Source organism: Nocardia sp. NPDC051756, assembly GCF_040681495.1.
Lineage (GTDB): Bacteria > Actinomycetota > Actinomycetes > Mycobacteriales > Mycobacteriaceae > Nocardia.
Window position 1 is genome coordinate 450007 of record NZ_JBFAYV010000008.1, and the last position, 13828, is coordinate 463834.

The 13828-nt window shown below is 67.3% G+C and carries 9 protein-coding genes; 6 read left to right on the top strand and 3 right to left on the bottom strand.

The features are described 5' to 3' along the window. The first annotated feature begins 3 nt into the window (after positions 1–3). From AB0M22_RS34710 to AB0M22_RS34725, 4 genes are all read left to right on the top strand, one after another. Complete coding sequence (locus tag AB0M22_RS34710) at positions 4–5595, top strand: SDR family oxidoreductase (RefSeq protein WP_364735946.1); 5592 nt, start codon at positions 4–6, stop codon at positions 5593–5595. A 286-nt stretch (positions 5596–5881) separates the two neighbouring features. Next, on the top strand, positions 5882–7123 hold the full coding sequence (locus AB0M22_RS34715) for a helix-turn-helix transcriptional regulator (RefSeq protein WP_364735948.1): 1242 nt from the start codon (positions 5882–5884) through the stop codon (positions 7121–7123). Positions 7124–7258: 135 nt separating this feature from the next. After that, entirely contained in the window at positions 7259–8479 is a 1221-nt protein-coding gene (locus AB0M22_RS34720) for a helix-turn-helix transcriptional regulator (protein ID WP_364735950.1), read from the top strand. A gap of 110 nt (positions 8480–8589) precedes the next feature. Then, positions 8590–9393 (top strand): GNAT family N-acetyltransferase, encoded by an 804-nt coding sequence (locus tag AB0M22_RS34725; RefSeq protein WP_364735953.1) that lies wholly within the window; start codon positions 8590–8592, stop codon positions 9391–9393. Here the strand turns inward: AB0M22_RS34725 and AB0M22_RS34730 are convergent. Then, positions 9383–10060: a TetR family transcriptional regulator gene (locus AB0M22_RS34730; RefSeq protein WP_364735956.1), complete on the bottom strand. Its 678-nt coding sequence runs from the start codon at positions 10058–10060 to the stop codon at positions 9383–9385. The genes AB0M22_RS34725 and AB0M22_RS34730 overlap by 11 nt on opposite strands. Before the next feature lie 113 nt (positions 10061–10173). On the opposite strand from AB0M22_RS34730, the gene AB0M22_RS34735 reads away from it, so the two are divergent. Next, entirely contained in the window at positions 10174–10737 is a 564-nt protein-coding gene (locus AB0M22_RS34735; protein ID WP_364735959.1) for an ester cyclase, read from the top strand. A 6-nt stretch (positions 10738–10743) separates the two neighbouring features. Beyond that, positions 10744–11571 (top strand): MBL fold metallo-hydrolase, encoded by an 828-nt coding sequence (locus AB0M22_RS34740; protein ID WP_364735962.1) that lies wholly within the window; start codon positions 10744–10746, stop codon positions 11569–11571. Positions 11572–11632: 61 nt separating this feature from the next. On the opposite strand, the gene AB0M22_RS34745 is transcribed toward AB0M22_RS34740, so the two are convergent. Both AB0M22_RS34745 and AB0M22_RS34750 read right to left on the bottom strand, forming a co-directional pair. After that, the gene (locus AB0M22_RS34745; protein WP_364735965.1) at positions 11633–12937 is read right to left on the bottom strand and encodes an FAD-dependent oxidoreductase; all 1305 of its coding nucleotides are present in this window, start codon (positions 12935–12937) and stop codon (positions 11633–11635) included. Continuing rightward, a complete protein-coding gene (locus AB0M22_RS34750; RefSeq protein ID WP_364735968.1) occupies positions 12937–13824 on the bottom strand; it encodes an alpha/beta fold hydrolase in 888 nt (295 codons plus the stop codon). Before AB0M22_RS34750 ends, AB0M22_RS34745 begins: the two co-directional genes overlap by 1 nt. Between the last annotated feature and the right edge of the window lie 4 nt (positions 13825–13828).

Below are 13828 nucleotides of genomic sequence, written 5' to 3' on the forward strand. Positions count from 1 at the left end.
GCGATGAGCGGCGAATTCACCGGAAAGAACGCCCTGGTCACCGGCGGCGGAAAGGGCATCGGCCGCGCGATCTGCCTGCGGCTGGCCGAGCAGGGCGCGCATGTCCTGGTCAACTACTTCCATTCCGCGAACGACGCGCGGTCGACGCTCGACGAGATACTCCGGCTGGGCGGCTCCGCGGAACTCGTGCAAGGCTCCGTGGCCGATGAGGAGTCCGTGCATACGATGTTCCGGACGATCGCCGATCGCCATGGCGGACTCGACATTCTGATCAACAATGCCGCCCGCGGGACGCTCGCGCCGATGTCGACCCTGCGCAACAGCGACTGGTCCAAAGCGCTCGCGGTCAACCTCGACGGCAGTCGGCGATGCGCGCAGGCGGCCGCGGCACTGATGGCCGGACGGGACGGTTCGATCGTGAATCTGTCCTCCATCGGCGCCGGCCTGGTGATCGGCAATTACGCGACGGTCGGGGTGAGCAAGGCCGCGCTCGAGGCGCTGACCCGTTATCTCGCAGTGGAATTCGCCGCCGCAGGCATCCGGGTGAACACCGCCTCCGCCGGCTTGGTCGACAACGACACCAGTCATCTGTTCCCGGACAGCGACGTTTTCCGGCAGACGGTGCTCGCGGCGACGCCGCTGGGCCGGCTGGCGACCGAGGCCGACCTCACCGAGATCGTGCTGTTCCTGGCGTCGGATCGCGCGTCGTTCATCACCGGGCAGGTCATCCTCGCCGACGGCGGGCTCGCCCTCGGATCGGCGAGTTTGACGCCACCCGCCGAACCCGCGCGGGCCGCCGCCGTGGTCGGTGTGCCGGCCACCGATCCGCCTACGCCGCCACCGGAATCCACCGAATGCGACGACCAGCTGGTCGCGGTGGTCGGCACCGGCATGGCCATCGCGGGCGCCAACAGTCCGCAGGAGTTCTGGAGCCTGTTGTCGCGGCCGAGGCCGGTATTCACCGAGCCGGGCGAGCGATTCTCGCTCGAGAACTTCTACGCGGCCGACCGCGCCGCCGTCGATCGCACGTACTGCCGAGTCGGCGGCCACCTGCACGACTTCCATCCACACCCGGCACTCGCCGCGGAGGAGTCCGCCGACGGCCCCCTCCGGGACGAGGCGACGCGCTGGCTCCGGCACAGCCTGCTCCAGGCCAGGGACGGCGTGCATTCGGCATCGACGGACCGCTGCGCGGTTTATGTCGGAGCCTGGCCGGGAGGTAGCCAAACCCTGCCCGAGCATCTGGTCACCCAGACGTTCACCAGCGCGGTCGACCAGGCCGCGGGCCCGGCCGCCGCGACCCGGTTACGCGAACTGCTGCGCCGGCGCTATCCCCGAGCCCGCGCCGACCAGCCGGTCCTGCCCATGATGGTGGTGGAGGCAGCCATCGCCGGAATCCTCGACCAGGTCACCGAGGCGACGGTCATCGATACCGCGTGCGCGTCCTCGCTCTACGCGGTCGACTTCGGCGTGAAGGCGCTGCTGGCCGGTGACTGCGATATCGCCTACTGCGGTGGCGTCGAGGTCCTGAATCCGACGGTGGCGGTGATGTTCGCCAAACTCGGTGGCCTGTCCCGCGGGGGTGCGGTCCGGTCCTTCGACGCGTCGGCCGACGGAACTCTCTTCAGTGACGGCGCCGCGGTCGTCACGCTCAAGCTGCTGTCCCGCGCCCGCGCCGATGGCGACCAGATCCTCGGCGTGCTGACCGGATTCGGCGCTGCCGCCGACGGGCGCGGCAAGGCGATCGCCGCCCCGAATCCCGCGGGCCAGCGGCTGGCCATCGAGCGGGCCCGCGGCATCAACGAAACCTCGCCCGCGGCGGTGGACTGGATCGTCGCGCACGCCACCGGCACCACCGCCGGAGACCGGACGGAACTGCAGACCTTGGCTGCGGTAGCGCCCCCCGACGGTTATCCGTGCAGTTCCAACAAGGCGGTGGTCGGCCATACCGGTTGGGCCGCGGGCGCGGTGTCGCTGATTCATGCCGCCGAGGCGCTCCGGGCCGGACGGATACCGGGACAGTACGGTTTCACCGCGGCGCCCGCCGACGTGCCGACCGATCGCACGCGCGTATCCGACTGCGACACAGACTTTCCCGCCGACCCGCAGCGACCACGGCTGGTGGGGATATCGGCGTTCGGATTCGGCGGCACCAACGGCCACCTGCTGGTGACCGATCGCCCGAACGGCCACCGGATCCGGTCCGGGCATCCCATCGACAGCGGAGATCTCGCCGTGGTCGCGTGGAGCGCCCACCTGCCCGGCGACCCGGACCGCGAGCGGATAATCGGTTGGCTGCGCGGCCACGACGAGGCACCGGATCGGCGATTCGCCGTCCCCTACCCGGCTCCCGCACCGGCCGAAATACGGCTGACGCCCAAAACTATCGCCACGATCGATCCGTGCCATCTGATGGCCGTTCAGGTCGCGGACACGTTCCTGCGCGAGCACGGCGAACTGTGGGCCGAGGTGCGCGAATCGACCGGTGTCATCACCGCGCACACCGGCGTCCCGGTCGCACTCGCGGACGCGATCACCCGCACCTATGGCGACGACGTGCTCGCCGCAATCGCCGAATCCGATGCCGCGCAGTCGCTTACGCCGCTCGTCGAGTCGATTCTGGCGGCCGTGCGCGCGCGGGTGCCGGAATGCAATGAGGACACCTACGCGGGCGTCATGACCAACGTCATCGCGTCCCGGATCACCAGCAGGCACAACCTGCGCGGGATGAGCGTCGCCATCGACGCCGGCGACGAGTCCGCGGCGGCCGCGCTCAGCACCGCTCGACGATACTTGCAGACCGGCGATCTGAAACTTGCCCTGCTGCTGGCACTCAACGGCAACTCCAGCGGTGAGCTCGCCGAAATCCTCGGCCGCCCAGCGGATTCACTGGCCGAGGGCGCCTTCCTGATCGCGATCGCCACGGCAGCGGAAGCCGACCGGCGTGGCTGGCCGATCTTGGCGCGGCTGAGTTTCGCTCGCGGCGAGCGCGATACCGCCGCAGACTCGTCCACCGACGCCGGCGCGGTGAACGGCGCCCGAGACTATCTCGGCGCCGCGGGAGCGATAGAACTGCTGCGCGCCGTCGAAGGAGCCGCGGCGACCGCGGAGTTGTCGCTGCCGAACGGTGACCGTGTCCAGGTGCAGACACCGAGCAAGGCGGCACCGGAGCGCCTCACCGAGCGCTACGTTTCCGCACTGGTCGCCGCACCGCACGCGGCACAGACGTTGTCGCACAGCGCGATACCGGAGGGCAGCGTCGTCCTCGCCGGCTCCGCGGACCTGGCCCGGCAGCTCCGCGCCGAACTGGCGGCGGCGACCGTCCTGTGCGCGGGCGTCGATGAACCGAGCGACCGTCGCGTGCAGGCACTGATCGATCAGGCGACGCCCGCGTTGACGGTGATCGGCGACGCCGCGGACCTGGACGCCCAGCTGCGCCTGCACGACCTTACTTTCGTTGCGGCCCAACGCTTGTGGCCACGCTGGACGACAGACAGCTCGCTCATGGTGCTGTTGCCCGGTCAGCCGGCAACGGGTCGTCCGGCTCCGTCCGCCGCGCTGTTCACCGGCTTCGTCAAGAGTCTGGCGTGGGAACGGACCGGCGCGCGGATCTCCGCGGTACTCACCGACGCTCCACCGAGCGCGGCCCTGCCGTTCCTCGCACGCGAAAGATCGGCAACCACAACCGATTCGGTGGTGTGGTATCGGAACGGGATCAGATATCGCGACGTTCTCACGCCTACCGCGCTGCCCGCGACAGACACCGGCCTACCGCTGAGCGACGACTCCGTCATCCTGGTGACCGGCGGAACCGGCGGACTACCGATCGCGATGCTGCGAGCGCTGAGTGAACACGTCAAACCCTCGGTGTGGCTTCTCGCACGCACGGACCCGACCGATCTGGCCGAGCAGGCCGACGGCGTTCCTCCGGCGGACCTCCGAGCAGCGCTGATCCGTCGGCTTCGGGAAGACGACCCGGCCAGGCCCATCCGATCGATCGTCGAGCAGGCCGATGCCCACATGAAAGCGCTCGCCCGCCAACGGGATTACCGAGATCTCGCCGACCTGCTCGGTGCGGACCGGTTGCATTGCCTGTCCTGTGACGTACTCGATCCCGATTCGGTGCGGGCCGCCGTGGCCACCGTCTTGTCGACCGCGGGCCGGCTCGACTTGGTGATCCACGCGGCCGGGCTGTCCGAGCCGGCGCTGCTGGAGAACAAGTCGTTTCAGACCTTCCGCGCGGTGCGCGATACCAAGGTTCTCGGATATCGGCATCTCAAGGCGGCACTGGCCGAGCACGCGCCGATCCGCTGGTGCAACATCGGATCGGTGGCCGGCGCGATCGGCTTGCCCGGCGACGTCGACTACGCCGCCGCCAACGACTTCTTGGCGGCCTGCGGCCAGGGCTCCGACGAACACGAATTCACGGTCGCCTTCCCGCTGTGGGGGCAAACCGGGCTGCGCTCAGACCAATTGAATCGCGCATACCTGCAACGGCAGGGACAGCTCAGCTCCATCACCACCGCGGAAGGTACGGGCCTGTTCCTCGCCGAACTCCGGGCGGGCACCGGCTGCGCGGTATTCCTCGGCGACAACGAACTCCGAATGTTGCGGAGCGAAAGACCGCACACCGTGGTCGAGGACGCGCCGGATGAGATACCGCGGTTCGATACCTTTCTCGGCGAACCCGCACGAGTCGACCAGACCCAAGGCTGCTGGCGCTACGTGTTCGATCCTGTTCGAGACGACTACCTATCCGACCATCTGGTCGACGGAAAACCGACTGTGCCGGGGACTTTGATGCTCGAAATCGCAGCACGGGCGGCCATGGCACTGCTTCCGGGCGCGATCGTCCACGGGTATCGCAATACCCGGTTCGAGGCGTTCATCAAGCCGTTCGCCGGCCGTTCGCCGATCGACCTGCAAATCACGGCCGCGCTGGTCGTCACCGACGAACAAACCACGCCGACAGTCACCGTCGAGTTGACCTCCCGCCGGGTCCCGTCGAATGGCGCGGCGCAGCCACCCCGGCGCCGCTTCTTCCGCACAGAAGTCATTCTTTCGACAGCCGATTCGGTCGCCGAAAGACCACGGACCGACGTTCCCGACATCGACCGACCCGTGCAGGACCCGTATCTTCTGGCTGATTCTCCGGTACACATCGGCGGGCTATTCGCCAACCTCACGGACTGCCGGGCAGCAGGCCGGCGGTCGGTCGGCACGTGGTCGCTGCCGTCGGATGCCGCGAGCCTCCTTGGCGGCATGCGAATCCCGTGGTTACTGCTCGACGCGATGCTGCGCACTGTCGCATTGGCGGCCGGAACCGATACCGATCAGCCGGTTTTCGTACCGCGCGAAATCGGCTGGATCGACCTGGCCGCCGAGCAGACGAACGATATCGGCATGGCCGAGCGATACGGCGCGGACATCCGTCTGCTCGGCGATCTGACCGGTGACGCGACCTTACGGGCGATCGCACCGGATGGCACGTTTCTGCTGGAGATGACCGGTCTGACCATGGAGCAACTCGGGTCCGTCCGGCCGACCCGCGAGCGCCCGACTGAAGACCGCCGCCATTACATCACGGCCGGATAACGACCGAGCGGATGACCACTCCCCGATAGACACCGCAGGCACCCGCCTCCCCCATTATCAGCGATCACGACCAGCGCTTTTGTGTGCGCCGCAGGACGCCGGCAACCCATCGGCACATCCTGTCGCGCCCTGGCGGATGCATGTGCATCTGCACGCGCATAGCCGGACCGAAAAATATTTCCCCGCAACATTTTTCGGTTAAACTACATTCTCCAGCAGGCAAGACCCGCGAAAGCGAGGAGCGTCACCCGATCACGAGCCACCGGGGAAGAGGGTTCAGATGGTCGTGAATCACAGAGCGCTGAGCGCGGGAGAGCGGATCGAGTTACGGCGGCACCGGCTGGGTCTGTCCCGTCGGGTGGTCGCCGAATTGACCGGACGCAGCGAGGAGTGGCTGCGCCAGATAGAGCGCGGCAGCCGTCGCCTCGACAGCATCGAGATGATGTACCGGCTCGCCGAGGTCCTGCGCTTCGACGATCCCGTCGAGTTGATCGGCCTGCCCTCGTCGAGCCGCTCGGGTTCGCGGGACATGGGCGAAATGGGCTTGCAGCTCACCGCGCTCAATCGGGCCATCATGGATCACCCGTCGACGCAGGTGTTCGCCACATCGGTGGCGAACCCGCTGCCCACCTTGGAGTCGGTGCGCGCCGGCCTCGACCAGTGCTGGACCAGCTGGCTCGGTTCGGGTCACCGGTACACCGAACTGGCCGCCCGGCTACCCGAGGTACTGACCTCGGCGCGGTCGATCCGCGCCGCCGCCCAGGCCACCGCGGACGGGCAGCTCGAACAAGCGGGCAAAGTCCTGGTCGAGGCCTACCATCTCGCCCGCTTCGTCTTGACCCGGGTCGGCGACTACCACCTGGCCTGGCTCGTCGCCGACCGGCCCATCGGCATCCTCACCCAACCCGCGCAACCCGTCCTCATCGCGGTGAGTTCCTGGCACGTGGCCAGCGCCCTGCTATCGATGGGTTACCACGCGGAAAGCCGGGACTACGCGCTCGCCGCCGCGCAACGCCTGACCACGGCCACCCGATCAGCGGAAACCGAAGGCCCGGTGTACGGCGCGCTCAAACTGCTGGCGGCCGAAGCCGCCGCGGGCGCGGGCGATCTCGAACAGTCCAAGGAGCTCATCGCCGAGGCCGCCCGGATCGCCGAGCGGTTCGATCGAGCGGCCGGTCCGCGCACCGTGTGGTTCGGCGTCCCCGAAGTCGCCATCACCGGAATGGATATCGCGCTGCGACTCGGCCAGGTCGACGAGGCGATCAGGCTCGCGGCGGAGGTCCACCTACCGGATGACGCCGCGGTCGATCTGAGTGCCCGCTACTACCTGACCACTGCCTATGCCTATGGTCGCAAAGGCGAAGACTTCGCCGCGACGCTGGCTCTGCAACAAGCCGAGCTGGCGAGCCCGGAAGACCTCCGCTACGACTGGATGGCTCATCGCACCCTGCAAAAACTTTCCCGCCACGACCATCACCTCACCAGACGTGACCTCGCCAAGCTGCTCGCCGCCGCCGGCTTGGCATGACGTAACTGCCCGAGCCCGAGAAATTTTCACAGATTACTCGACCGACAGATGGGTAAAACCTCAGAGTACGACTCCGTCGCAAATTCCTTATAACCATCCGGATGGTTTCTTCGGCCGGCCGAACGGGGAGGATTCGTGAGTAGCACGCCAGGTCCCAGAACCGGCCCGCTGACCATAGGCGAGCGACTCGAATTACTACGGCGACAGCGCGACCTGTCCAGGCGGGCCCTCGCCGAGCAGGTGGGTCGAAGCGAGGAGTGGCTGCGCCTGGTCGAATCCGGAAACAAACCGCTCGACAGCATCGCGGTGATCTTCCGGCTCGCCGAGGCGCTGCACATAAAAGACCTACGGGAATTGATAGCGCTGCCGCCACAGCTGGCACCCGCGAGCGTTCAGGCGGGAGACGACCTGGCCGAATCGCTGAAACACAGCATCATCGACCATCCACCCATTCGAGGCACCGGCCTGGACACCGAATCCATCGACGATCTGACCGGCCGATTACATCGGTGCCAGAATATCTGGGAACACTCACCGGCCAGATACTCGGAATTGGCTGAATTCCTTCCGCCCGTCGTCACCGCCGCGCGCATACGGTATTCGCTGACGCACGATGACAAATCTGGAAATGTATTATTGCACGGCTATCATCTGTCCCGTCGATTCCTTACCAGAGTCGGCGCGCACCACCTCGCCTACACCGCCGCCGACCGGGCGACGATGGTCGCCGAACAGACGCAGGATCCGGGGCAGCTGGCGGCCTGCGCGTGGCATACCGGCAACGGCATGCTCGGACTGGCGCAAGCGCAGGAATGCCACGACTACGCCATAGCCGCCGCGCAGCGCCTGGCCGAGGCCGCCGACTCCACCGACCGGACCGTGCTGATCGGCGCGTTGCGGTTACTCGCGGCGAAGGGCGCCGCCGCGGCCGGGAACGTGGCCGAATCGAACAGGCTGACGGTCGCCGCGACGCAGGTGGCGAACCAGTTCGATTGCGACCATACAGTTTACGGCATTCCATTCGGCCCCACCGAAGCGCTGATCGCCCGCCTCGAGATCATGCTCTGGGGCGGCAACTGCGAACAGGCCGCCGAACTCGCTGCGCGCCAGCAGGTCCCGGATGCTCACCCGGTCGGCGGACGAATGCGATTCCACCTGGCCGGCGCATATGCGTGCGCGCGCCGGAACGACTACGCCGGCGCGTCCTCCGCTCTCGGCAAAGCCGCCGATGTCTGCCCCGAGGACTTTCGCTACGGCTCGGACACCCAGTCGACCCTGCAATATCTCATCAAGCAGGGCAATCGACTCGTCCGCCCGGAGGTTCATGAGCTCGCCCGCGTCGCCGGACTCCGCTGAGTCGCCCATCGGGCCACGTCGGCCCACTGCGATTGCCGGTTGATAACTGAATGGTGAAAACTCCCCCGATTTGCCCACTTCCATCTGGAATCATTCGGTAATCTCGCGACATGACCGCGATAAGCGACTTGATCGTCAGCGAACTGATCGAGCCCGGCAGTCTGGCGGACCCGATCGCGCTTTACCGGGACGTCTTCGCTTTACGGCCCGAGGACCCCGCACCCAGCCCCAGACTACTGACCGCGTTGGCGCATAATGGGAGTATCGCGCTCGGCGCGCGCATGAATGGCGAACTGGTCGGCTTCAGCTACGGATTCCCCGGCCTGGACCTGGACGGCGGCGGACGCATTTCTTCGATATACCACTACATGGAGCTATTGGTAGTACGCGCCGACCAGCAAAGCACCGGCATCGGCCGAGCATTGATGCATTTCTTGCGCGGCATCGCACTCACCCGCGGATTGCGCACTGCCCAGTGGGCCTACGACCCGCTGCGCGCCGCGAACGCGTACTTCTACCTCGACGTGCTCGGCGCCCGCGGATGCGGCTTCGCGCCCAATCTCTACGGCATCGAGGACTCCGGGCGCGACCGCGGCCACCCCACCGACAGGGTGATCACCCGCTGGGACCTCACCAAACCGGCCCCGCACTGGCCGCAGCCACCGTCCGGGCTCACCCCCGGCAGCCCCGAACCCGATCCGCACGGCGACTCCGAGGCCATGCTCTTGGCCATTCCGACCGCGTACGAGGATCCGTGCGGTGCCGACTGCGCGGCGCTGCGACGTCAGGTATGCGCCGTCCTCAGCGATCTGATCACCAGCGGTCTCCAGGCGGTGTCCTGCCGGAAGGCCGGCGACGGAACCTCCGTGTACCGGCTCGTGACCGGCGCGCCGCCGGACTCCTTCATCCGCTGATCCGCGCGACGAGGGCATCCAGTGCCAGGTCCATCGTGTAGTCGAACTCTGCCTGGCTGTCGAAGCGCGCCAGGTATGGGGCGGCTTCGATGACGGCCGGCAGGCCCGACTGTTCCAATGTTGTTCGGCGGGCGGCGATTCCGGGGACGTCGGTGGTTCCGTAGGTGGGGGTTGCGTCGACCTCTCGGAGGAGGGTGCCGACGAGGGTTGCCAGCACGGTGCGCAGTAGGTGGACTGCTTGTTCCGGGTCGCAACCTGCGGAGCGGAGTACCTCCAGCACGGCTTGCGTCGGCAACAGCCCCTCGACCGATCCCAATTGGCGGGTGAGCACGAGGGCGGCGGCGGACGGGTGCCGTAGGGCGCGCTGACGGAAGGCGTCTGCGATGGCTCGTAGATCGATGCGGAGATCGCCACTGCGCGTGGGCAATTCGATCGAGCCAAGGAGGTGCTCGGCGACGGCGTCAAGTAGGCCGTCTTTGCCGTCGACGTGGTTGTACAGGCTTTTCGGATCGACGCCGAGCACCCGGGCGACCGCCCGCATGCCCACCGCGCCGACACCCTCGCCGTCGATGACCGTGAGTGTGGCTTCGACGATCCCCGCTCGGGTCAGCTGACCGGCGCCTTTCGGCGGTCGGCCGCGGCGGGCGGCGGGAACGTTGCTGGTCATGGGGTCATCCTGCCGCAAACCGTTGATTAAATCCACATTGTGGGTATATCGTGGGCGGCACATAAAACCCACGCTGTGGATATTGAGTCCGCCATGCGTTTCAGGAGACACCGATGTCCACACGATTCACCTTGCCGCCCGAAGACGTCCTGCGCGCACGGGAGAAGCTGGTCCTCGACCACTTCCACGACGAGGTCCGCCAGGACTGGGACGCGACGCTGTCCACGTTCCCGCACCCGCATTACGAGCTGATCGCCCCGATGGTTGTGCACGACGGCAACGACGAGGTCCGCGGCTACTATCACGACACCCGCCGCGCCTTCCCCGACCAGGACCACGAGATCATCGCGCTGCGGCACAGTCACGACGCGGTGATCGTCGAGTTCTGGCTCCTCGGAACGCATTTGGGCCCGCTGGGGAAGATCCCGCCGACCGGCTCGGCGCACCGGACCAGGATGACGGCCTACTTCGTGTTCGACGAGCAGGAGAACCTGGCGGTCGAACGCATCTACTTCGACCAGCTCACCGTCCTGAAGCAACTGCTGGGCGGGCTGGACAAACGCAAACCCCGCGACCTGCTCACCCTCGCCCGCGCGGTCGCCGGAGCCGTCGCCACCACCGGCACCGAGCCCGATCCGCGCCTGCTCGCCACCACCCCGCCGAACCTCGGCGCGTGATCCCGGATGAAGATTCATCACCTCAACTGCGGCACCATGCGCCCGCTTGGCGCCCCTGACGGTTTGGTCTGCCACGTCCTGCTGCTGGAGACCGATACCGGACTTGCCCTGGTGGACAGCGGGTTAGGCCTGCGCGATGTCGCCGACCCGGGAGCCCGATTCGGGCCGAGCCGCTTCTTCGTCCGCCCGTTGTTCGACGAGAACGAAACCGCCATCCGGCAGATCGAACGCCTCGGCTTCGATCCGCGCGATGTCCGCGACATCGTGCTCACCCACTTCGACGCCGACCACAGCGGTGGGCTCGCCGACTTCCCCTGGGCAAGAGTTCATCTCACCGCCGACGAGGCGAAAGCGGCACTCCGTCCACGAGGTTTCGTCGAGAGGGGTCGCTACCTGCCGACACAGCGTGACCACGACCCGGCTTTCGTGCTGCACACACCCGGAGACGGCGAACCCTGGCGCGGGTTCACCGCCGCAAAGGAACTCACCGACATCGCACCCGGCCTGGTCATGATCGCCCTACCCGGACACACCCGCGGTCACGCCGCCTTCGCCGTCGACGCCGGCAACCGATGGATCCTGCACGCAGGCGACGCCTTCTACCACCACGGACAGATCGACGGCGTCGCCCACACACCCCGAGCACTCACCGCGATGGAACGCCTCGTCGCCCACGACAGGGCCGAGGTGCGCGCCAACCACGAACGCCTCGCCGAACTCTGGGCCGCCCCAACCTCGGACCTGCTCCTCGTCAACGCGCACGATCCGGTCCTCCTCGACCGCGCCCTGCAACTCGACGCGACCGATGACGCCGCCGGGCCGCCCAGTCGCTGAGCGCACCCGCCGCCCTCGTCCACACGGGCACAGACCCTTTCGGTCTCCAGACCCGCGGCACTTAACCCCAGGTGACGACTTCCACCTGTTCCTTGGCCCCGCGGAAGCACGCCTCGATCGATGTACCCCGGCGATAGTCGCCGACGAGAACCAGCCCGGCCGCGCTTGCCGCCGCATCGATGCGGGCGACCCGGTCGGCGTGCTGGTGGCTGTAAGCGCAGAACGCGTGCTCCCAATGCCTACCCACCTGCGCAACGGCTTTCGACTCGTCGAGCGCCGGAAAGTGCGGTGACAGTTGGGCTTCCGCGCGCATCCGTAGTTTGTCGAAGTCCTCGGTCAGGTACGGGCGGGCGGCGCGGCCGCTGAAGGTGTAGCGGACGATGTGCCGATCGTCGACGCCGTATGCGCCGGCGTTGCTGACAGCACTGTCGGGCTCGAAGATCAGCGATCGCGCGACCGGACCGAACACCGGCCGGTCGTACTCGGTGACCACCACGGTCGCCGGGTTGTAACGAATGCGGGCCAACTCGTCTGCGACGGTGGGCAACTCGATGCGGAGCAGCTCCGCGGCCGCGGGACCCGGGATCGCGATCACGACGAGGTCGGCCGCGTAGGACTGCGGCTGTCCGGCTGCGTCGATCGCGTCCACCCCGGTGACCCGACCGTCCTCGGTCAGCAATCCGATTGCCCTGGTGCCGTTTTCGACGGTGACCGTCGTGCCGAACCGGCGATACGTCGGTTCCATTCCGTCGGTGAGCTGGTCGAACCGGTCCAGCAGCATGCCGAGATTCGCGCCGAAGTCCGCGAGGTGGATCTCGTCGGGTTCGGCGCCGTTCATCCGCACCGTCATCGGCCGGATGAGCGCGTCGAGCAGGTTGCGGCGGAAGTAGCCGTCCAACGCCGGATCGCCGCGTCGTTTACTGAGCTGGACGAACTGCGGGCCGCGCACGAACCGGTTGGCGTCGTCGCCGCGCACGTAGCCGACCAACCGCAGGAACCGGTAGATGTCGAACGGACCGGCCCGCCGCGCCACCTCGAGCATGCCCGCGACCGGCGACTTGCCGTCGACGGTGACCACGCGCCCGTTCACCACGCGCGAGGAGTTGATTCCGAAGTGTTCGAACTCCCCGCCCTTCATGTCCGCGACGAAGGTCCTGAACTCCTCGTATTTACTGCCGATGTTTTTGCCGCCCAGGGTTATCCGGCGATCACCGAGGTGCACCGTGCTGGACCTGCCACCTAGCGTGGGCTGCTCATCGAGCAGGGTAACGGCCGCTCCACTGCGGTGCAGGTACCAGGCGGCGGCGATACCCGACCAGCCGCCGCCGACGATAAGTGCCGTCCGCGGCCCGATTTCGGCGCTCATCAAGAGTTCCTTTCCGATAGCGTTGTCTCCGGCGCGGATTCGGCGCCGGTGACGATGGTGTCCATCCACGACCGCAGCCGCGCGGCCAGCCGACCGCTGTGCTTGGTCCAGCGGAAATGGTCCAACCGGCCACCCGCCTCGGCCGAGGTGTAGATCCAGTCCGTGTGCGGCGCATCCGGTGCCGCCTCGGCCAAGCTCCGCACGCCGGCCTCGGTCGCCAGGTCGTCCCGCTCGATGCGCACCGTCAGCAGGGGCAGCGTGAAGCCGAAAACTCCGTTGCCCGTGGCGATCCCGTCGTCGGTCATGATGCCGCTGCGGACCTGGCGGGCCCAGGTGGTCATCACGCCCGCCGCTTGACGGCCACCGAATCCCACACGATCGCCGGGGAAGTAGCCCAGAGTCCGGGCGATGAGCCCGAACCACTGTCCGAACACCAGGTTTCGCGTACGGATCATGCCGTCATAGGTCCGATACCACACCGAACCGCTGGCGATCAGCACGACACCGGTGAGACCTTCCGGCGCCCGCGCGGCGCGCTGAAGCGCCAGATGCCCACCGAAACTGTGCCCGACGAGGAAGATCGGCAGCCCCGCGAACTCTGTTGCCGCCAGTTCGAGCACTGCGGGCACATCCACGTCGACCAGGTCGGCGTGCACCCAGTTCGCGCTGCGGCTGCTCTTGGGCACACTGTCGCCCTGACCGCGCAGATCCACGACGATCGCCGCGATATCGTGGGCGGCCAGTTGGGCGGCGAAGTCCTTGTAGTAGTTCGCGGCGACACCCATCGCGGGCAAAATCACCGCCACCGCGGCGGGTTTCGCCGGGGCAGAGACCAACATCGACAACGTGGTATCGGACGTGGTTTGCAGCGTCCGGGTCGAAATCACGCTT